Here is a 21,547-nt window from a genome sequence, read left to right on the forward strand (position 1 = left end):
CATGATCAAACTCTTCAATTTAAGTTTTTTTTGGCTCAATGAATACTGATTACATTCTTTTGCTTAATTAAAAGCTAAGTAATGTTGAATTGACTGTGCTCGAATGATTACTCATTCAACTTGGTCACTCAGTTCATTGAAATCCAGTTGATTCTTTAGAATCATCTTCGATTGTCATCAACGAGTGCCCACACAGATTGATAGGTTTAAATTGTTAAAGAGCGTCTTCGAAATCAGTAAACTTATACTTTTAAGCCTTTCAGGCTTTCTCTCGAAGAGGGCGGCCATTTTATCTAGATAACTTATCGTGTCAACCACTTTTTTTGCTTTTTTATTTTCACCGCTTAAACAGTGAAAGCAAATGTTATCTTTACCTTCCGGCCTGTTCGCACTGGAGTAACTTGTTTATTTCTCCGTGCCAACGAGGAGCGCATTATAGGGAGAAGTTTCGGCTTGGCAACCCTTTTTTTTATAAAAATTCATTTTTTTGTACATTAAATAGATATACAAAAAAGCACACCAAAAACAAACAACTTACCCACAAAAGCCTGTGGATAACTCACTGTCATGCGTTTATTCGTCGTTATCGAAAAAGTAAGAAATGCGGGATCTCGGATTCAGATACTCTCTGACTTTATCCGGGAGACGTGACGGAAGAACAGCTCCGCTGATTTTAATATCCTTATCAGCAAGATCGAGAATCGGAGCCTGAGTCCTGGGTACTGTCGGATCATAAAGCAGAACATTAGGGAACAGAATATGATTAGCATTCACTGAAATAACCAGCCCTATCATTTCATTGGATAGCTGTACAACAGTGCCGGGCGGATAGACACCCATAAACTTAATCAGGATGTTCAGGTTGTCATTGTTGTATTGCTGCTTACAGTTCTTATAAAGATGTGACAATGCGGTATAAGGGATTTTTTGTTCTGCCACAATATTTGTGTGGCACAAATTATCATAAGCGTTGGCGACAGAAACAATTTGAGCAAACTCATCAATCGCCCCCTGCTTCAGACCGTCCGGATACCCGGAACCGTCCATAAACTCATGATGTTCACCGATGATTTTTTTCCCACTTTCGGGAAACTCAGGAATATTGGCGGCGATATCCAGTCCGTATTTAGTGTGCAGCTTAAGGTAGTTACTTTCCGGCTCCGTCAGCTGTGTCGTTTTTCTCAGGATAGCCGTGGGAACTTTAATCTTACCGATATCGTGAAATAGCGCACCGAATGCAACCTCTTTTATCTGCCGACTATTGTAGCCTTTTGACTTGGCGATCATCATGGCAAGGATGGACACGTTCAGCGAATGAAAGTAGATGTCTTCAAATTCACTTTTCCCGTTCATCAGATGCAGCGTCACACTGTCTTCCGACAACAGCTTATCGACAATATCGTCAACCATCATCTGCGCTTCATCGACAGCGGTTTCCGGGCGGTTGCGGATCTTACTCATGACAGAGCGCAATTGTGACAATGAGCGTTCAAACTCCTTCTCGCAATTGATCACCCTGCGGCGATATTTGTTCAGCTTATCAATACGGGACTGCTTCTCTTCCCACATTTTTTTGGCTTCTGCGTCGATCTCGGTCTGATTCTGCAGGCCGGCATCAGAAATTTCCGTTATAGGTAAAGGGGTGGTATCACTCTGGGCTGGATTGATGTACACATAGTGAATGCCCAGGTGTTTGATCATATTGATCTGTTCCTGAGTCTTAAGCTTGAAACTATTAAATAAAAACGGGTGCTCATTCCATTTTACAGGAAGGCGAACATGAAGCCCTGGGCGGAGTCTGTCTACCGTGATTTTAATACTGGCCACTTTTATTAAAGAATCCCGTCTGCGTTAAAAGTCTGGTGACTGATTGTAGCTAACCCACCTGACAAAATCATTATCCACGGTCACTAAACGATTTCAAAATGTTGCGTTGCTCCCCCCATAAGACCGGCATGAGGAAGCTTACTTGAGTATATTATTATTTATAGCACAAAATTTCAGGCAATAAAAAAGCCCGGTAAAAACCGGGCCTTTGTACCACAATCTCCGATAACCATCGGCGCATTGTTCTTTCCGCAGAAAGATTAACGCTTAGAGAATTGTGGACGACGACGTGCTTTACGCAGACCGACTTTCTTACGTTCAACGCGACGTGCGTCACGAGTAACGTAGCCAGCTGCACGTAGAGCAGGACGTAGAGACTCATCGTATTCCATCAGAGCACGAGTGATACCGTGACGAATAGCACCAGCCTGACCAGAGATACCACCACCTTTAACAGTGATGTACAGGTCAAGTTTCTCAGTCATTTCAACCAGCTCAAGAGGTTGTTTAACAACCATACGAGAAGTTGGACGACCGAAGTACTCATCAAGGCTACGCTTGTTGATTACGATGTTGCCGCTGCCTGGTTTGATGAAAACACGAGCAGCTGAGCTTTTGCGACGGCCAGTGCCGTAGTATTGATTCTCTGCCATTTCCATAATCCCCAATTAGATGTCCAGTACTTTTGGTTGTTGAGCAGCGTGGTTATGCTCAGCGCCCGCGTAAACTTTTAGCTTACGGTACATAGCACGGCCAAGAGGACCACGTGGTAGCATACCTTTAACAGCTAGTTCGATTACCATCTCTGGCTTGTGATCAATCAGCTTGTCAAAAGTGATTGATTTCAAGCCACCTGGGAATTCAGAGTGACGGTAGTAAGTTTTAGCTGCAGCTTTGTTACCTGTTACAGCAACTTTCTCAGCGTTTACAACGATGATGTAATCACCAGTGTCAACGTGAGGAGTGTATTCAGCTTTATGCTTGCCACGTAGGCGAGATGCAATTTCACTTGCTAGACGGCCAAGAGTTTTACCTTCAGCGTCTACAACGTACCAGTCGCGTTTTACAGTTTCTGGTTTAGCAACGAAAGTTTTCATGCTAATAATAACCCGTTAATTTTGAATTTTACACTTAAGGAGCACATATGCTCCCACTGTCTAAGAGCCCAGACATCACCCCTTCGAGTGGATGGCACTCTCGCCTCATAAGAGGCTGCAGTAACGGTGGGTCGCAGGATTATAGAGAAGAGTGAGGAAAAAATCACCTTTTTTTGAACACAATCCGCAAAAAAACACAGAAATAACCTTTCTCCGACATAATGCTCAGATAATCGGCTATTCTGCTGAACATAAGGCAGTTAAGCCACACAGATTTTCTTTATCTGCCTGACGCCTCATAGTAGTATGAGCGCAAGATAGACCCATTAAGCAGTTCATATGCAACCTATTTTTGGAAGCGGTTTACTCAAATTAAACGCCTCTGAAACCGGCATACGAATCAATAACTATAAAGGAGCAGTTATGCCTTGGATTTACGGATTAATTGGCTTACTTGTCGGAGCCATCTTCGGGATTATTATTGCCCGAATCAAAACTCCGCAGTACAAAAAGCACAAGCAGATGCAAAAAGATCTGGATACAGCAAAATTTGCACTGGAACAACAAAGACAGGAACTGGCTGATCATTTCGCCCAGACATCAGAGATGCTGGATTCTCTGGATAAGACCTATCAACGTCTGTATCAGCATATGGCCAAAACAGCGACAGAGATGCTGCCGGATCTGCCAGAACAGGACAAGCCTTTTGCCTGCATTGAAGCGCATCCGGAAGCGGATGCAGCAGAAGAATATACCGATACCGAACAACCTCCGAAAGACTATGCCAAAGGAGCCACCGGGCTGTTTAATGGTGAAACGAAAGAGACACTATCTGCTGACAAGGTGATCAGTGCATCCTAGTTAACCCATGCATCAGACTTTCATTAAAGTAATCTGAATTTTCAATAACGCAGGTTTTTTTTCGGAACTAGCAAACGGTTTTTCAGTCATAATTCTCGTAAAAACACCGAGGAGTATAGGATGAAAAAACCTTTGCTGGCTCTTACAGCCCTGACATTAAGCTTAAGTTCCATTATCACCCCATTACCGGCAACCGCCGCACTACCACTGGTCGTTAACGGAGAACAGCTCCCCAGTCTGGCTCCAATGCTGGACAAAGTAACTCCGGCCGTCGTCAGTATCGCCGTTGAAGGTAAGCAGGTATCCAAACAACGGATACCGGATGCATTCCGCTTCTTCTTCGGGGATGAATTCCCCGCCGAACAATTGCAGGAACGTCCGTTTCGCGGACTGGGTTCCGGCGTCATCATCGATGCGAAAAAAGGTCATGTCGTCACCAACTATCATGTTATCAACGGTGCCGATTCTATACGCGTCAAGCTTCACGACGGTCGTGAATACGATGCCGAACTGATCGGCGGCGACAAAATGTCGGACATCGCACTGCTGAAACTGGAAGAAGCTAAAAATCTGACCCAGATCCAGGTAGCGGACTCCGACAAAATCCGAGTCGGTGATTTTTCTGTGGCGATCGGTAACCCGTTCGGACTGGGACAAACAGTCACATCCGGCATTGTTTCCGCTCTCGGACGCAGCGGCCTGAATATCGAAAATTTCGAAAACTTTATCCAGACGGATGCAGCGATCAACAGCGGTAACTCTGGTGGTGCTCTGGTTAACCTTAACGGTGAGCTTATCGGGATCAATACCGCTATTTTAGGGCCTAACGGCGGCAATATCGGTATCGGATTCGCCATTCCCTCTAATATGATGAAAAACCTGACCGAGCAGATCCTTGAATACGGGGAAGTGAAGCGCGGTATGCTGGGTGTTCAGGGAGGAGAAGTCACCTCAGAACTGGCCGAAGCACTGGGCTATGAATCCAGTAAAGGCGCATTTATCAGTCAGGTCGTTCAGGACAGCGCGGCAGATAAGGCCGGTCTGAAAGCCGGGGATATTATTGTCTCCATCAATGGTAAAGCTATCAGTACCTTTGGTGAACTGAGGGCCAAAATTGCGACTCTCGGTGCTGGAAAAGAAGTCACTCTGGGTGTGATCCGTGACGGTAAAGCAAAAGACTTTGATGTCGTGCTCGGAGAGGCAACGGAAACGAAAACCAAAGCCGACAATCTGCATGACGGTCTGAGCGGCGCAGAACTGACCAACACCACTGACTCAGATCCGGTTGAAGGAGTTAAAGTCACCAGTGTTGCTCAGGGTTCTAAAGCTGAGTCCTATCAGTTGCAGACGGACGATATTATCGTCGGCATCAATAAAGTCAGAATCCACAATCTGGCTGAACTGCGTGCCGTTCTGGAGCAGAAACCCGGTATTCTGGCTATCAATATTCAGCGCGGCAACCGCAGTATTTATCTGGTGGTTCGCTGATCCCTCGTCGGACAGGTAAGATATGGGCGAATTATGCCCATATCTTACCATTCAATTACTTATTGTAAGGTGATATCCTCTCAGTTATACATTCGGTTTATTACTTGCCTTTGAGGGATAGATGCTTAATTTTTTTCTGCGTTCAGTCATACTCGGTCTGGCTACAGCGGCACTTGTCCTGCTGGCGGTTCCCTCTTTGCGTTCCAATATCGATATTATTCCGCAACTGACCGGTCATCAGAACGACAGCAATATTGAAGGCCTGCAGGTTTCATTTAAAGATGCAGTACGCCGGGCGGCTCCGGCCGTCGTCAATATCTACAGCCGCCAGTATGTTGCAGAAGACCGTTCCAAGCTGAAAACACAAGGACTGGGCTCCGGTGTGATTGTCAGTGAAAAAGGCTACATCATAACCAACTATCATGTTATTGCTGAGGCGGATGAAATTGTCGTGGCCTTACAGGACGGTCGTTTTGCCGCAGCCCAGCTGGTCGGTAAAGATCGCCGTAGCGATCTGGCTATCCTGCGTATCGAGATGACGGGGCTCCCGGTCATTCCGCAAAACCCGCAGTACGAAGCACAGGTCGGAGACATTGTTCTGGCTATCGGCAACCCTTATAACCTCGGCCAGACCACCACTTTCGGTATTATTTCTGCGACAGGCCGCTCTTCTATCAGCGCCGACGGCAGGCAAGCCTTTATTCAGACCGATGCGGCCATTAATCAGGGCAACTCCGGCGGTGCTCTGGTAAACAGTCAGGGGGAACTGGTCGGTATCAATACCGCATCATTCCAGCAGGCAACCGATCTGGAAACTTATGGCATCTCATTTGCTATCCCCTATCCGCTGGCTAACACCATTATGCAGAAGATTATTGCCGACGGACGGGTTATCCGCGGCTATGTGGGTATTGATGGTCAGGACGTCAGTACCATGACGTCGCGGCTGTTGGGCGGTGATTATACCGGTGCCATTATCGTACTGGGAATCGATCCGGACGGCCCGGCAGCACAGGCAGGATTTGAAAAGCAGGATGTGATCCTGAGTATCAATGAACAGAAGGTCAATGGCCGGCTCAGTGTGATGGATATTGTTGCAGATCTTCGACCGGGTTCAACGGCAGAATTTACCGTATTACGTCAGGGAGAGACCCTGACCCTTTCGGTTCTTGTGGCGGAACTGCCGGAGGGATAACCCGGTATATGTCCCCACCGTATGGGGACATAACCGGATAAAACGTATTCTGATAAAAATGACAGGAAGAAGCCGGGGTTATTCGGCTTCAGTTTCCGCTTCACCACCCTGGGTGGATTCATTGCCCTGAGCAGATTCAATATCAATCCGGGTGACCCGTTGCAGACCTCTTGGCAGCAAACTGCCCCGACGTCCGCGCTCACCCCTGAAGTGTTCCAGATCCGCTGGTTTCAGGCCCAGTTTGCGCTTACCGGCATACAACACGACCGAAACACCGCTTGCCAGAGGCATCAGATGCGATACAAACTCTTCTCTGGATTTCGCCTTAGCAGAAGGAATATTGATGATCTTATTCCCTTTCCCCTTACTCAGTTGCGGCAGATCCTTAATCGGGAACAGTAGCATCCGTCCCTGATTGGTAATGGCCAGAATCTCATCCTGATCCAGATCGGAGATCACCATCGGCTGCATGATCTCAGACCCTTCCGGCAGATTCACCAGCGCCTTACCACTGCGGTTTTTCGACAGCAGATCCGAGCCCTTACAAACAAAACCATAGCCGGCATCCGAACCAACCAGCCACAGTTGATCCTCTTCTCCCATCAGCACCTGACGAACAGAGCTGCCTTCGCTGATATTCAGGCGTCCGGTGATCGGCTCTCCCTGACTACGGGCAGACGGCAGGGTATGCGATTCGAGAGAATAGCTGCGTCCGTCAGAGCCAAGGAAGATCGCCTGCTGATTACTCTTACCACAGGCGTGTGCCAGATACTGGTCACCCGACTTATAGCTGAGTCCTTCAACATCAACATCATGCCCTTTGGCGTGGCGGATCCAGCCTTTCTCAGACAGCACAACGGTAATCGCTTCACTGGAAAGCAGATCCCGCTCGGTCAGCGCCTTGGCTTCTGCCCGCTCAACCAGTGGAGAACGGCGTTCATCACCATATTTTTCCGCGTCCGCTTTGAGTTCTTTTTTCAGCAACGTATTCATGCGTTTTTCAGAACCCAGCAACTGTTCCAGCTTTTTACGCTCGTTTTCCAGCTCTTCCTGCTCTCCCCGGATCTTCATTTCTTCCAGTTTAGCCAGATGACGCAGCTTGGTATCCAGAATGGCATCCGCCTGAATATCGGAAAGACCGAAGCGAGCCATCAGCACTGCTTTGGGATCGTCTTCGGTGCGAATGATCTCGATCACCTCGTCCAGATTCAGGTAAGCCACCAGCAAACCTTCCAGAATATGCAGGCGTGCCAGCACTTTATCCAGACGATAGGTCAGACGACGGCGTACCGTTGCACGACGAAATTCCAGCCACTCGACAAGGATCTGAACCAGCCCTTTCACCTGAGGACGGTTATCCAGGCCGATCATATTCAGGTTAACCCGAAAGTTCTTTTCCAGCTCAGTGGAAGCAAACAGGTGGTTCATCAACTGCTCACAATCCACCCGGTTAGAACGCGGTACGACAACGATACGGGTCGGGTTTTCATGATCCGATTCATCGCGCAGATCTTCCACCATAGGCAATTTTTTTGCCCGCATCTGTCCGGCAATCTGTTCCAGCAATTTTGCCCCGGAGACCTGATGCGGCAGAGCGGTGATCACAATGTCACTGCCCTCTTTATGCCAGACAGCACGGGCTTTGACACTTCCGCGCCCCGTGGTATAGATCTTCTCCAGTTCGGCTTTCGGCGAAATAATTTCCGCTTCGGTCGGATAATCAGGCCCCTGGATGTAAGCCATAATGTCCTGCAAACCGGCCTGTGGATGATCAATAAGATGCATCGCTGCTTCCGTCACTTCGCGTACGTTATGCGGAGGAATATCTGTTGCCATGCCCACGGCAATACCGGTGACTCCGTTCAGCAGAATATGTGGAAGACGGGCAGGCAGCATCTGCGGTTCACGCATGGTGCCGTCAAAGTTAGGCTGCCATTCGACCGTACCCTGTCCCAGCTCACCGAGCAGTACTTCAGCAAACTTAGACAGTTTGGCTTCGGTATAACGCATCGCCGCAAAAGACTTAGGATCATCCGGTGCCCCCCAGTTCCCCTGACCGTCTACCAGTGGATAACGGTAAGAAAACGGCTGAGCCATCAGCACCATAGCTTCATAACAGGCGGAATCGCCATGCGGGTGGTATTTACCCAGCACATCCCCGACGGTACGTGCCGATTTTTTGTATTTTGCCGATGCCGACAGACCCAGTTCCGACATAGCATAGATAATACGTCGCTGAACCGGCTTTAACCCGTCACCGATATAAGGCAGGGCGCGATCCATAATGACGTACATGGAATAGTTCAGGTAAGCATCTTCAGTAAACTTACGCAGTGGCATTTGTTCAATGCCGTCAAAAGACATTTCAGTAGACATCCGTTATACCTCTGCTAAATCGCCATTGGCCTGCAACCAGCTACGGCGGTCATCCGCACGTTTCTTGCCCAGCAGCATGTCCATCATTTCGTTCGTCTGCTCATCGTCGTCAATCGTCAACTGAACCAGACGGCGGGTATTCGGATCCATGGTGGTCTCGCGAAGCTGAATCGGGTTCATCTCCCCCAGACCTTTAAAGCGCTGTACGTTGATCTTGGCTTTTTTCTTACTCAGACGCCCCAGTACCCCTTCTTTTTCGTCATCGTCCAGGGCATAAAAGACTTCCTTACCACAGTCGATACGGTACAGCGGCGGCATCGCCACATACACATGGCCAGCCCGAACCAGCGCCGGAAAATGACGGGTAAACAGCGCACATAACAGGGTCGCGATATGCAGACCATCAGAGTCCGCATCGGCAAGGATACACACTTTCCCGTAACGCAGGCCTTCCAGATCATCACAATCCGGATCGATGCCCAGCGCAATGGAAATATTATGTACTTCCTGTGAAGCCAGCACCTGATCGGCAGCAACTTCCCAGGTATTCAGGATCTTACCTCTCAGCGGCATAATGGCCTGAAATTCACGGTCACGAGCCTGTTTGGCACTACCGCCTGCCGAGTCCCCTTCCACCAGAAATAATTCCGTACGGCTGAGATCCTGCTGGGAACAATCGGTCAGTTTACCGGGCAGAGCCGGTCCGGAAGTGATCTTTTTACGTACCACTTTTTTGCTGGCACGCATCCGACGGTGAGCATTAGCAATGCACATCTCCGCCAGAAGTTCTGCCAGTTGCGGCTTCTCATTCAGCCACAGACTGAACGCGTCTTTGACCACACCGGAAACAAAAGCAGCACTCTGACGGGAAGAAAGACGCTCTTTGGTCTGTCCCGCAAACTGCGGATCCTGCATCTTGGTGGAAAGCACATAAGAACAACGGTCAAAGACGTCATCACCGGTCAGTTTTACGCCGCGGGGGATCAGATTGCGGAATTCACAGAACTCCCGCATGGCATCCAGCAGCCCCTGACGCAAACCGTTAACATGCGTCCCCCCCAAAGCGGTAGGGATCAGGTTGACGTAGCTTTCGGTGATCTGCTCGCCACCTTCCGGCTGCCAGATCAACGCCCAGGTTGCCGCTTCGGTTTCTCCGGAAAAATCACCGGTAAACGGTTCTTCCGGAAGTAAGGTATAGCCTTTAACCCCTTCAGCCAGATAGTCTTTCAGACCATCTTCATAAAACCAGCGGTAGTCTTTGTCGTTGACCTTATCGGTAAAGGTAATTTCCAGCCCGGGACAAAGTACCGCCTTCGCCCGCAGGTTATTAATCAAACGGGATACGGAGAAGTTTGCCGAATCAAAATATTTCGCATCCGGCCAGAAATGCACACTGGTACCCTTATTGCGGCGACCACAGGTTCCTGTCACCGTCAGATCAGAAACCTTTTCCCCGTGCTCAAAAGCGATATCATACACTTCACCATCCCGGCGAACCGTCACTTCCACACGTTTGGACAAGGCGTTGACCACAGAGATCCCCACCCCGTGCAAACCACCGGAAAACTGGTAGTTTTTATTGGAAAACTTACCCCCGGCATGCAGCTTACACATGATCAGTTCTACCCCAGAGATCTTCTCTTCCGGGTGAATATCCACAGGCATACCACGCCCGTTATCAATCACTTCCAGTGACTGGTCAGCATACAATATTACCTGTACCTTAGAAGCGTGCCCGGCTAAAGCCTCATCCACACTGTTATCGATAACTTCCTGACCCAAATGGTTAGGCCGTACAGTATCGGTATACATCCCGGGCCGGCGGCGTACCGGCTCCAGACCGTTAAGAACCTCAATGGCTCCTGCATTATATTGTTCAGTCATAATACGGAATTGTACTCAAAGCTATGTACTTAAAAACTAGGCTGTACCTAAAAACTACTGTGCCGTGAAAATGTGACATTTCAGGGATAATTCCCCAAAATCCATACGGAAAGGCGTTTCGCTGAAAACCATGTCTCTGAAAACCACCAGCCGCGGGAGCAAATAGTAAATATAAGCGAACATACTCTGGAACCTGTCCGCTTATGTCAAGCTGGTTAATAATGGAAAGGACAAAAATATGAAGCTATCCCGGCAGGATAGCTTAATTTATTCCTCCGGCAGAGGGGTCTTCTGGTTTTTCAGACACTTCTAAGTTTTCAGACGCTTCCGGTGTTTCAGCCTCATCGGTCTGTATCGATGCAGAAGGCTCCCCATCGTCGGCCTCCGGTTCATTATCTGCTTCGGGTTCCGGCTGTGTTCCGAGTTCAAGAAAGCGGATGATTTCCGGCAGATAACGCTCAAATCCGGCAAAGCTGTGATTACCGCCATTCTCGATAGTCAGCGGAGAACCTTCCAGTTTTTCCACCGCCTCGCGATAGTCCAGCACCTCATCACCGTTCTGCAGCAGCCCCCACACATCGCCCGGTTCGGCAATATCATCCACATCCAGTGCTTTCAGTTCAGCAATGTGCTTCTCTTCCAGTACATACTGTTCATGGGTATAAGGGTTAAAATGCTCACCAAGCTGTAACAGTTCGTAAGGACGGATAGCCGGGTTAACCAGTACGGCTTTAAAACCGTACAAACTGTTGAGCCAGACAGAAAGATAGCCGCCCAGCGAGCTGCCTATCAGGCCGACGTTATGCGTATCTTTATACCTTTCTGCCAGCTTTTGCATCGCAGCAGCAGCGTTGCCAGGCAAAGAAGGCACCTGTGGGATCACCACATGAATATCCGGATGATTGTGCTCAATATAGTCGGCAATCACCCTGGCTTTATGCGACTGAGCCGAGCTGTTAAAACCGTGAATATAGATCAGTAATGATGGTTTTTTCATAATTCAGTACCCTCCGGCACTAAAGTCAGGATGAAAACGCCCGTCATCCAGACGATGCACCTGTGTTTCGAGACGTCCATCAGCAAACAGCCTCAGGATCCGCCACCCCGGAGAAATAGGATCCAGAGCAAAATCGGTCGAATCCGGCTTAAACTGTACGCAGGTCGATGGCGTAGCCATTACCCTGACACCCGCGTGTATGGCGTCATATTCCTGATGTACATGCCCACACAATACGGCACGTACATTGTTATATTTTTCAATCCGTTCCCAGAATTTTTCTGCCTCATACAGGGTATGCTGATCCAGCCATAAGCTTCCCACCAATACGGAATGGTGGTGCAACAGAACCAGCGTATGCCGCTGAGGATAGTCACTCAGAACCTGTTCCAAGTAAGTCAGCTGTTCCTCACTCAAATTACCATGCGGAACCCCCTCAACCTGACTGTCCAGCAGAATAACCTGCCAGTGATCGCCAAGCAGGATATGGGTATCCGTACGAATTTGTGCCGAAGGCAGTATACCATGCATCTCCGGCTTATAGTCATGATTGCCCGGCAGCCAGTAGCAGGGCTTCTCCAGACGGCGGATACCCTGCTCAAAACGCTGATAGGACTGCTTACTGTGATCCTGAGAAATATCACCGGTCGCGATAATCGCGTCAAAGGCGGTGTGTCTGTGTGTGATCTCTTCAACGACAGCGTGAAAACTGTCTAGCGTATTCACACTAAGCAGGCAGCCATCCGACGCGGAAAAAAGATGAGTATCCGTTATCTGCAGCAGGGTTATGCTCTGACTATTTTCGTCTTCTGTATTCGTATTTTGTTCCAAGACCCCGGGCTCTCTTATATCGACTGTTGACGATTTCAACATGTTAAACCTGAATTCTTCTTTCTTTTCTGTCTGTTCTTGTGTTTACCGGAATACCGGCTCGCGACTGATCCCATGTTTCAGACAGAAGGTCAGCCAGTCACTGAGAAACTGGTTCAGCTGAAATTTTTCGTCTTTCTGCATCATTTTTGTATTGGGATAATCATAACGAGCCTTGACCCGTGAAATCTGCTCGCTGGCACACACTTCTGCGACTCTGGCATCGTGATACAAACGAACCGTCATCTTCGGCAGCGGAAAAACCGGCATTTCATCGCACTGACTGACGTGAATAACCGTGGTGTACCTAGTAATTTCACAGACTTCCAACTGGTAGGCCATTCTGGCGACCTGATAAGAACGAATATCTCCAACCCTCGGCTGCCCCGGCAGCAAAGCGTTCAGTTTTGCGTAGTTGGTCTCATAAACCCGCATTAAGGCGGCAAGATCAACGTGATACGGTTTTCCTGTCAAGATTTCAGCCATCGCGATTTTAGTTCTGTATGGTTAAGTTCCAGCCATTGCAGTGCAATTATTGAGGCACCGTTCTCAATTTTACCTGATTTCACCAGTTGATAAGCCTTTTCACGGCTGACCACCTGAACCCGGATATCTTCATTTTCACACGCCAGTCCGTGTACACCACCGACTTCGGAGCTGTCGACCTGACCGACAAAAACGTCGAGCTTCTCATTGCATCCTCCGGCAGAAGGATAATAGCGGGTGATCGGTTCAATCAGTCCGACTTCAAGCCCGGCCTCTTCGACCGCCTCTCTGCGAACCAGTTCTTCCGGTGCTTCATCTTTATCCATAATACCGGCAACGATTTCCAACTGCCACGGGCTTGCATCTTCCAGCGCACCGACCCGGATCTGTTCGGTCAGTACCACCGTATCCCGACCCGGATCATATGGCAATAATGCCGCAGCATGACCACGCTCAAACATCTCTCTGTCGTAAACCTCACTCCAGCCGCCATTAAATAACTTATGCCGGAAGCGGTACTTCAGCATACGGAAAAAGCCCTGAAAGAGTGGCTCTTTAGAAATAATTTCAATGTCTTCCGGAGTAAATTGTGGTTTTATATTGTCTGACATTCCTGTACCAGTCGCGTGTTGTCCGTCATAAAATAATGACGAATTTTTTACTCATTGTCACTCTTAACGACCAATGATAATAACGACCAATGATAACGCTCAACTTTTTTAATAAGATTTATCTGTTTTTTTTAATAGATCCAAAACATATTGCACAAATGGGCAATTAAATGTAAAAGATCGCAAAGAATTGAGTAAACTGGCACCAGTTTAAGGTACACTCATTCATAATTGTAATCCTAACAACAGGCAGGACCAGCCAAATGAAAAAACTGCTTCCCTTATTAATCGGTGTTGCACTAGGTGGAACCTCTTCTTTTGTTTCCGCTGATGACTTAGCCGGAATCTACAACCTGGCAAAAGAAAACGATCCAACGCTGCTGCAGGCAGCAGCAGAGAAAGAGGCAGCATTTGAAGCTGTGACCTCCACAAGAAGCGCACTATTACCGCAAATTAACCTGACAGCAAGCTACGATCTCAATGAGAGTGATGATATTGCGTCCAGTGACTACAACCAGTTTCAGGCGGGTATTAGCTTTTCTCAGGAATTGTTTCAGCGTTCAAGCTGGATAAGTCTGGCAACAACGGAAAAATCCGCCCGTCAGGCAGATGCCAGTTATGCCGCTACCCAGCAGGATCTGATCCTGCGTGTAGCAACCGCCTATTTTGAAGTGCTGCGTGCGCAGGACAGTCTGGAATTTGTCCGTGCCGAAAAAGCCGCTGTCGGTCGCCAGTTGGAACAAACCAAACAACGTTTTGAAGTCGGTCTTTCCGCGATTACTGACGTGCACGATGCTCAAGCGCAATACGATACCGTACTGGCAAGCGAAGTGGTCAGTGAAAACGATCTGATTAACAGCTATGAGTCACTGCGCGAAATCACCGGGCAGGAGCATAAGGATCTGAAGATCCTGGATACGGAGCATTTCTCAGCCAGTTCACCTGCTGAGTCACTGAATCAGTTGATCAGTCAGGCACAGGAGAAAAACCTGACGCTGCTGACAAACCGCATTGCCAAAGATATTGCCAAAGACAATATCGATCTGGCGAAATCCGGTCATCTGCCAACCCTGACTCTGGACGGCAGCTATACGCATCTGGACAAGAACAACAGTTCAAGTGACTATGACGGTGAAGTGGCCAATATCGGTCTGAACTTCTCTATGCCGCTTTATACCGGTGGTAATCTGACGTCTCTGGATAAGCAGGCTGAATATAACTTTGTGGCGATCAGTGAACAGCTGGAAGCCAGCTACCGCAGTGTGCTGAAAACCGTGCGCAGTTACCGTAACAATGTTAACGCCAGCATCGGTATGATTAAGGCGTATGAGCAGTCGGTCATTTCTACCCGTTCGGCTCTGGAAGCAACCGAAGCCGGTTTTGAAGTGGGAACCCGTACCATTGTCGATGTTCTGGATTCAACCCAGAGCCTGTACGATGCAAACCGGAACCTGTCGGATGCCCGTTATGACTACATCATTAATATCCTGAACCTGCGTCAGGCAGTGGGAACACTGAATGAACAGGATATTCTGGATATTAATACCGGGCTAAAAGCAGCACAGTAAGCTCCGGTGTAACGTATAAAGCCCGCAGGTTTTTGCACCTGCGGGCTTTTTTTATTCTGAGATTTCCAGGCAACGTAAGATCCAGCCAGCCTCTCCGTACCCAGTACGGGAAGAATGGTGTTCGGACTCTAGCCTCTTCCACCCTTAATCGCTTCAATGATTTCCGTGGTGGAGCAGCCATCCTCAAAGTTCAGTACTCTCACTTCACCACCGGCCGCAATCACTTCCTCACCACCGGCAATCTCTTCCGGTTTATAGTCACCGCCTTTCACCAGCAGACTTGGCAGTACTTCAGAAATAAGGCGCTGCGGTGTATCTTCACTGAATGGTACCACCCAGTCGACCGCACCCAGTCCGGCCAGTACCGCCATCCGGCGGTCAGTCGGATTCACAGGACGACCAGCACCTTTCAGGCGACGTACCGACTCATCAGTGTTGACCGCGACAATAAGACGGTCGCCCAGCTCAGCCGCATGGTTCAGATAAGAGACATGGCCGGCATGCAGAATGTCAAAGCAGCCATTGGTCATCACCACCTTCTCGCCTTTCGCTCTGGCCTTTTTCACTGCCTCAATCAGAGCCAGTTCAGAAATGATGCCATAGTCGGAATCTTTACTGCCGTGCACAGCTTCAGCCAGCTCAATGGTTGAAACTGTCGAGGTTCCCAGCTTACCGACCACAACACCGGCTGCGGCATTCGCCAGAGCGCAAGCCTCATCCAGTGGTTTTCCTGCCGCTACGGAAGCAGACAGTACCGAAATAACAGTATCGCCAGCGCCGGTAACGTCAAAGACCTCTTTTGCCTGCGTCGGCAAATGGAATGGAACCTGTCCGCGGCGCAGCAGGGTCATACCGTGCTCACTGCGGGTCACCAGCAGCGCGTCCAGGTCATAGGTTTCAATCAACGCCAGTCCCTTCGCCACCAGCTCTTCGTCGCTTTTGACCTTACCGACCACCTGCTCAAATTCTGACATGTTCGGTGTCAGCAGGCTTGCCCCGCGATAGCGTTCAAAATCGGCACCTTTGGGATCGACAAAAACCGGTACACCGGCAGCTCTGGCTTTCCGGATCATCTGCTGCACGTGTTCCAGAGCACCTTTGGCATAGTCAGACAGCACTACTGCCTGAACATGCGGCAGCGACTGCTCCATCCGGGACAGGAATAACCCGGCATCCACATTCTCAAATTTGTCTTCAAAATCAAGACGGATAAGTTGCTGTCCGCGGCTTATCACTCGTAACTTGGTAATGGTCGGATAATCCGGCAAAGCAATAAAATTGCAGTTTACTTTCAACGAATCCAGTGTTTCCGCCAGTACGGAAGCCGGTTCGTCTTCCCCTGTCAGACCGATAATGCTGGCGTGTCCGCCAAGCGCGGCAATGTTCATCGCCACGTTTGCCGCTCCGCCCGGACGTTCTTCATTGTCTTCAACTTTTACCACAGGAACGGGGGCTTCCGGTGAAATACGTCCCGTCGGACCGTACCAGTATCTGTCCAGCATCACATCACCAATAATCAGCACACCGGAAGTACTGTAGTCAGGCAGAATCGGTTTCATAATTTTCTCCAAATAATCACGCAGCTAAGTCTAGCATAGCTTCATAAGCGTCTGAAACAGCTTCATAAGCAACTGAAACAGCTCTATATATCAAGAAGCCTGAGTGTATGCCTCTTACTCTTACTTCAGCCATTTATCCCAGTTTTTCGTCACACAGGCTCTCTGCTCCGTAAAACGGGATTCATCCACATCGGCATCCCGGTTCAGCAGGTTACGGTGATGAATCTCATTACGAATCGAGGTATACGCTTGTGTCAGGGCTGTGGCTTCATCTTCGCTTAAAATAGACTGCTGTTGCATCAACTCAAAAATCCGTACGTTATCAGACCACCGGGTCAGGCCGGGGTTCCCGTGACTGAAGCGCAGAACCAGATACTGAGCCAGAAACTCCACATCGGTAATGCCCCCCAGATCCTGTTTCAGCATAAAGCGTCCGGATTTTTTGCCGCCAAGGTGTTCACGCATCTTCTCCCGCATACTGACCACTTCCTGCTTCAGCGTTGCCTCATTACGGGGGAGACATAATACCCGGTGACGAATATCCGTAAATGCCTGACCAATGATGCTGTCCCCGTACAGCATTCTGGCCCGAACCAGTGCCTGATGTTCCCAGGTCCAGGCCTCTTTGTGCTGATAGTCATCAAACGTTTCTGCCGAGCCAACCAGTAGCCCCGATGCACCGGATGGCCGCAGCCGGGTATCCACTTCATACAAAATACCGGATGCTGTCCGGGCAGAAAAAATATGGATGATGCGCTGTACCAGCCGCAGATAGAACTGACGGCCATCGATCTCTTTTTTACCGTCGGTATACACATCAGCAGGACAGTCATGCAGAAAGACCAGATCGAGATCCGAGTTATATCCCAGCTCCCAGCCACCGACTTTGCCATAGCCGATCACGGCAAATCCCCGGCCTTCCCGATCCTTCAGATGACGGGGTTCGCCATACTTCTCCCGTACCTGCAGCCACGCCTGATTCAGTACGGCTTCCACAATAGCTTCGGCCAGATAGGTTAAGTGATCACTCACTTTCATTACCGGCAATACACCAGCGATATCGGCAGCGGCAATACGCAGAATACAGGTCTGCTTAAACTGCCGCAGTGCCTCCATCTGCTGCTCCATATCGTCTTCCGGTATCCGCGCCAGATAGTCCCGCAGTTCGGATTTATAGGATTCCAGCGGCACCGGATTATAAAGCTGCTTGGGATCCAGCAGTTCATCCAGCAGGATCGGATACCGACTCAGCTGCTCTGAGATCATCGGACTGGCAGTACACAGGTGTACCAATTGCGTCAAGGCTGCCGGGTTCTCTTCCAACAGTTCCAGATAGGCCGTCCGGGTAACAATACGGTACAGCAGGTGCAGCACCCGGGACAGGCCATAGCAAGCATCCGGATGAGCAAATACCGCCTGAAAGACCTTAGGCATCAGACGGTTCAGCACCTCCCGGCCTCGTGGTCCCAGTGTTTTCTTGGCGATATCATCTTTAAAGCGGGTGATCGTCTGCTGATCGGCTTGGGCACTGTCACTGTGCAGATCTTCACGCAAAACGTGTTCAATCACTTCAGGTTTATGCACCATGTCCCACAGTTCAGAAAAGTGCTGCGCTACCGGCGACGATTCTTCATCCTCCTCACCGATCAGGGCTTCAAATACCGTATGAACACGATGCATATGCAGTTGTACCGCTTCCAGCAATTCACTCCATGTCGGATAGCCCATGGCAAAAGCAAGCTTATACTGCTCACTGTCGCTATCGGGCAGCGTCTGAGTCTGTTTATCCCCCATCGCCTGCAGCAGGTTTTCCAGCTTTCGTAAAAAACGATAACCGTCTTCCAGCCGGGTCACTTCATCCGCCTTCAGCAGTTCCAGCGCCCGGATCGCCGTCAGGGTTTCCAGCAGTCCCCGCTTTCTCAGGCTCGGCTCCCGGCCACCGCGGATAAGCTGAAACACCTGAGCGATAAATTCCACTTCACGGATCCCACCGGGACCCAGTTTAATATTGTTATGCAAGCCTCTGCGGCGAACCTCGCTGGAGATCATCGACTTCATCCGGCGCAAAGCCTGAATGGCACTGAAATCGATATAACGCCGGAATACAAACGGACGCAGCATCTGACGCAGTTCCTGATATTGCGGATACATTTCCCGTCCCATCACCCGGGCCTTAATCATGGCGTAGCGTTCCCAGTCGCGCCCCTGTTCCTGATAGTAATCTTCAATCGCGGCGTAACTCATTACCAGAGGCCCGCTGTCACCAAAAGGTCTTAAACGCATATCCACCCGGTAACAGAAACCGTCTGGTGTCTGCTGATCCAGCGCCTTGATGATTCGCTGCCCGAGACGGGTAAAGAACTGTGCATTGGCAATGCTGCGCCGGGCTCCCTGGGTTTCACCATTTTCCGGATAGGTAAAGATCAGATCGATATCGGAGGAAAAGTTCAGTTCACCGCCCCCCAGTTTTCCCATACCGATAATCAGCATCGGCTGAGCTTCCCCATCGGCATTACAGGGGGTTCCCCACTCCTGACAACAACACTGATACTGCCAGCGGTAGGTTTCAAAGATCATCGCTTCGGCCAGTGCGGAGATATGCGTAAGGCTCTCCTCCAGAGACCAGTCACTCAGAAAATCATGCCATGCAATACAGGCCATCTCCCGACGACGGAACTCACGCAGCACACGGTTACCACTGGCTTCATCGGCGCAGTTTTGCAGCCCGGTCTGCAAAGCATCCCGGTATCCATCGGCACGACAGCCGTTTTCCAGCATGACAGGAAAACGGCTGCACAGCTCATCATCACTATTAAAAGCGTCCTGCACAAACGTGCTGAGAGCCAGTACCCGCTGCAACTGAATCTGCCGGTTTTCCGGCCACTGGCTGATAATATCCTGTGCCGACTGACGAAGCCGGGCAAAAGCCGCTGCCGCCTCAGTCTGTAGTTGTTCTGGTAGTACCATGTCACATTCCTGATTAAATGCCTGATGGGTCATGTGGTTACTTTAGCAATAAAAAACGCCCGCTAAAAATAGAGCGGGCGTTCTGCTTAACGTTTTTATTAAATCAGACCTTAAATGACTGGATCTTCTTCTCCAGCTCTTCGGCGTTATGCTGCATGATTTCTGATGTTTCCAGCAGTTCACTCACCACAGTCACCGAAGCTTCTACCAGCTCGCGGACATTAGTCAGGTTCTGGTTCATTTCTTCCGCAACGCTGCTCTGTTCACCGGCTGCCGTGGCAATATGGAAATTCATCTCGTTGATCTGCTCAACCTGAGCCACGATGCCATCCAGTTCATGTCCGGCATTATTCACCAGCTCAACCCCTTCCGCTGCTTCAACCACACTTTTTTCCATCAACTCTACCGCAGAATTAGCGCTGGACTGAAGCTGGGAGATCATTTCCTGAATCTCAACAGTGGCAGATTGGGTACGCTGAGCCAGATTACGTACTTCATCGGCAACCACAGCAAAACCACGTCCGGCCTCACCGGCGCGGGCAGCTTCAATAGCGGCATTCAATGCCAGCAGGTTGGTCTGCTCTGAGATCCCCTGAATCGTACCGACAACACTGCCGATCGCTTCAACGCGCTCTTCTACCTGATTCACCGCATTGGCCGATTCAGCAATATCCGTAGACAACTCACTCATCTTACCGACGCTGTTCTGCACAAATTCCTGACCGGTTCGGGCCTGCTCTGAGGCACTTTCCGTGACGGAAGAGGCATTGCGCGCATGTTCTGCCACTGTCTGTACGGTCGACGTCATTTCACTCATGGCGGTAGCCAGCTGGTCGATTTCAGCAAACTCTTCCTGTGCCGACTCTTTGGTTTCCGACATGCTCAATGTCATCACTTCGGTCAGTGCGGACAGTTCCTGAGAGGAGTCCGTCTGGGCTTTAATCAATTCCTGCAACTGGCGACGGGTTACTTCGAGCTCTCTCGCCAGATCACCGTATTCATCTTTACAGTCCATCAGGATTGGTTTGGACAGATCCCGGTTTGCCATACTCTTAATGCTGGAACCGACATACTGAGTCTGACGCAGCATGACTTTCGATGCGGTCAGCAAAATGGCGACAAATACCACCAGCATAATCAGCGTTTGCCAGACAACTTGTACGATGTAGCCATCATAGTGAGACTGTGCCACTTCTTCATTCTGTGAAGCCACCACAACCCAGTCGGCGTTTTTCAGTTTTATTGCATGCTCAAAACGCTTACCGCCTTGCAGAACAAATCCGGTTCCGGATGTGGCATTCTTGATGATCTGAGCAACGGACTGACCGTTATCGGTCTGGGTTTTAAGGTTATTTAAGGAAGAGACACCAGGCAGGCCGATTATTTTCCCGCTCCCCAGTTCCACCAGATAAGAGTAGTGCTTGTTATCATTTTCTCCGGCGATATCTGCAAAGGCTTTTTCGGCCATTGCCGGTTCAGCCTTTGTTGCCAGAATATGGTCCAGAAATTTAGCACCGGCCTGAGAAACGTCCTGAGCCTGATGCTTCTGTACCGAAATTACCGACTGATAGAAGGTATGAGCATCCCATAACTGCTTCCCTATCAGAACCAGGCAACTGAACACCACCAGCATAACCAGCTTCGGAACCAGGCGAATATCGGTAATGATTCTTTCCCATGGCTTTATTTTCATACCTGCCATTATCTCTTCTCCACTTTGTCAACCTCAAAAGACTCCAGGATGCAGAAGTGCCTGCAGCT

At 49.5% G+C, this 21,547-nt stretch carries 15 protein-coding genes and 1 pseudogene; 4 read left to right on the plus strand and 12 right to left on the minus strand.

Annotation, left to right across the window (positions count from 1 at the left end):
* Window positions 1-573: 573 nt before the first annotated feature.
* The 3 genes from CSW98_RS13115 to rplM all read right to left on the minus strand — a co-directional run bounded on the left by CSW98_RS13115 (window position 574) and on the right by rplM (window position 2,924).
* The gene (locus CSW98_RS13115; RefSeq protein WP_100800931.1) at window positions 574-1,827 is read right to left on the minus strand and encodes a cyclic di-GMP phosphodiesterase; all 1,254 of its coding nucleotides are present in this window, start codon (window positions 1,825-1,827) and stop codon (window positions 574-576) included.
* Window positions 1,828-2,087: 260 nt separating this feature from the next.
* Complete coding sequence (gene rpsI, locus CSW98_RS13120; protein WP_078925572.1) at window positions 2,088-2,480, minus strand: 30S ribosomal protein S9; 393 nt, start codon at window positions 2,478-2,480, stop codon at window positions 2,088-2,090.
* 15 nt (window positions 2,481-2,495) lie between these two features.
* On the minus strand, window positions 2,496-2,924 hold the full coding sequence (gene rplM / locus CSW98_RS13125; protein WP_100800932.1) for a 50S ribosomal protein L13: 429 nt from the start codon (window positions 2,922-2,924) through the stop codon (window positions 2,496-2,498).
* Between the two features lie 423 nt (window positions 2,925-3,347).
* Here rplM and zapG point away from each other — a divergent pair, with 423 nt between their 5' ends.
* The 3 genes from zapG (at window position 3,348) to degS (ending at window position 6,468) form a co-directional block, all read left to right on the plus strand.
* Complete coding sequence (zapG, locus tag CSW98_RS13130; RefSeq protein WP_100801126.1) at window positions 3,348-3,785, plus strand: Z-ring associated protein ZapG; 438 nt, start codon at window positions 3,348-3,350, stop codon at window positions 3,783-3,785.
* 120 nt (window positions 3,786-3,905) lie between these two features.
* Window positions 3,906-5,273, plus strand: a complete 1,368-nt coding sequence (locus tag CSW98_RS13135; protein WP_100800933.1) for a Do family serine endopeptidase — start codon at window positions 3,906-3,908, stop codon at window positions 5,271-5,273.
* Window positions 5,274-5,394: 121 nt separating this feature from the next.
* Window positions 5,395-6,468, plus strand: a complete 1,074-nt coding sequence (gene degS, locus CSW98_RS13140; RefSeq protein WP_100800934.1) for an outer membrane-stress sensor serine endopeptidase DegS — start codon at window positions 5,395-5,397, stop codon at window positions 6,466-6,468.
* 78 nt (window positions 6,469-6,546) lie between these two features.
* Here the strand turns inward: degS and parC are convergent, their stop codons facing one another.
* The 6 genes and pseudogenes from parC to nudF form a co-directional block, all read right to left on the minus strand.
* On the minus strand, window positions 6,547-8,844 hold the full coding sequence (parC, locus tag CSW98_RS13145; RefSeq protein ID WP_100800935.1) for a DNA topoisomerase IV subunit A: 2,298 nt from the start codon (window positions 8,842-8,844) through the stop codon (window positions 6,547-6,549).
* A gap of 3 nt (window positions 8,845-8,847) precedes the next feature.
* On the minus strand, window positions 8,848-10,728 hold the full coding sequence (gene parE, locus CSW98_RS13150) for a DNA topoisomerase IV subunit B (RefSeq protein ID WP_100800936.1): 1,881 nt from the start codon (window positions 10,726-10,728) through the stop codon (window positions 8,848-8,850).
* A 421-nt stretch (window positions 10,729-11,149) separates the two neighbouring features.
* Window positions 11,150-11,725 (minus strand): annotated as a pseudogene (yqiA, locus tag CSW98_RS13155) (esterase YqiA); the annotation flags it as partial.
* 3 nt (window positions 11,726-11,728) lie between these two features.
* The gene (gene cpdA / locus CSW98_RS13160) at window positions 11,729-12,598 is read right to left on the minus strand and encodes a 3',5'-cyclic-AMP phosphodiesterase (protein WP_100800938.1); all 870 of its coding nucleotides are present in this window, start codon (window positions 12,596-12,598) and stop codon (window positions 11,729-11,731) included.
* A 42-nt stretch (window positions 12,599-12,640) separates the two neighbouring features.
* A complete protein-coding gene (locus CSW98_RS13165) occupies window positions 12,641-13,081 on the minus strand; it encodes a DUF1249 family protein (protein ID WP_100800939.1) in 441 nt (146 codons plus the stop codon).
* The gene (gene nudF / locus CSW98_RS13170; RefSeq protein ID WP_100800940.1) at window positions 13,066-13,692 is read right to left on the minus strand and encodes an ADP-ribose diphosphatase; all 627 of its coding nucleotides are present in this window, start codon (window positions 13,690-13,692) and stop codon (window positions 13,066-13,068) included. The genes CSW98_RS13165 and nudF overlap by 16 nt, the downstream gene beginning before the upstream one ends.
* Window positions 13,693-13,955: 263 nt before the next feature.
* Here nudF and tolC point away from each other — a divergent pair, with 263 nt between their 5' ends.
* A complete protein-coding gene (gene tolC, locus CSW98_RS13175; RefSeq protein ID WP_100800941.1) occupies window positions 13,956-15,260 on the plus strand; it encodes an outer membrane channel protein TolC in 1,305 nt (434 codons plus the stop codon).
* 128 nt (window positions 15,261-15,388) lie between these two features.
* On the opposite strand, the gene hldE is transcribed toward tolC, so the two are convergent.
* The 3 genes from hldE to CSW98_RS13190 all read right to left on the minus strand — a co-directional run bounded on the left by hldE (window position 15,389) and on the right by CSW98_RS13190 (window position 21,488).
* A complete protein-coding gene (hldE, locus tag CSW98_RS13180; protein ID WP_100800942.1) occupies window positions 15,389-16,819 on the minus strand; it encodes a bifunctional D-glycero-beta-D-manno-heptose-7-phosphate kinase/D-glycero-beta-D-manno-heptose 1-phosphate adenylyltransferase HldE in 1,431 nt (476 codons plus the stop codon).
* A 120-nt stretch (window positions 16,820-16,939) separates the two neighbouring features.
* Window positions 16,940-19,786, minus strand: a complete 2,847-nt coding sequence (gene glnE, locus CSW98_RS13185) for a bifunctional [glutamate--ammonia ligase]-adenylyl-L-tyrosine phosphorylase/[glutamate--ammonia-ligase] adenylyltransferase (protein WP_100800943.1) — start codon at window positions 19,784-19,786, stop codon at window positions 16,940-16,942.
* A 103-nt stretch (window positions 19,787-19,889) separates the two neighbouring features.
* Window positions 19,890-21,488: a methyl-accepting chemotaxis protein gene (locus CSW98_RS13190; protein WP_100800944.1), complete on the minus strand. Its 1,599-nt coding sequence runs from the start codon at window positions 21,486-21,488 to the stop codon at window positions 19,890-19,892.
* Between the last annotated feature and the right edge of the window lie 59 nt (window positions 21,489-21,547).

The organism is Vibrio sp. HA2012, from assembly GCF_002812955.1.
In the GTDB taxonomy this organism is placed as follows: Bacteria; Pseudomonadota; Gammaproteobacteria; order Enterobacterales; family Vibrionaceae; genus Vibrio.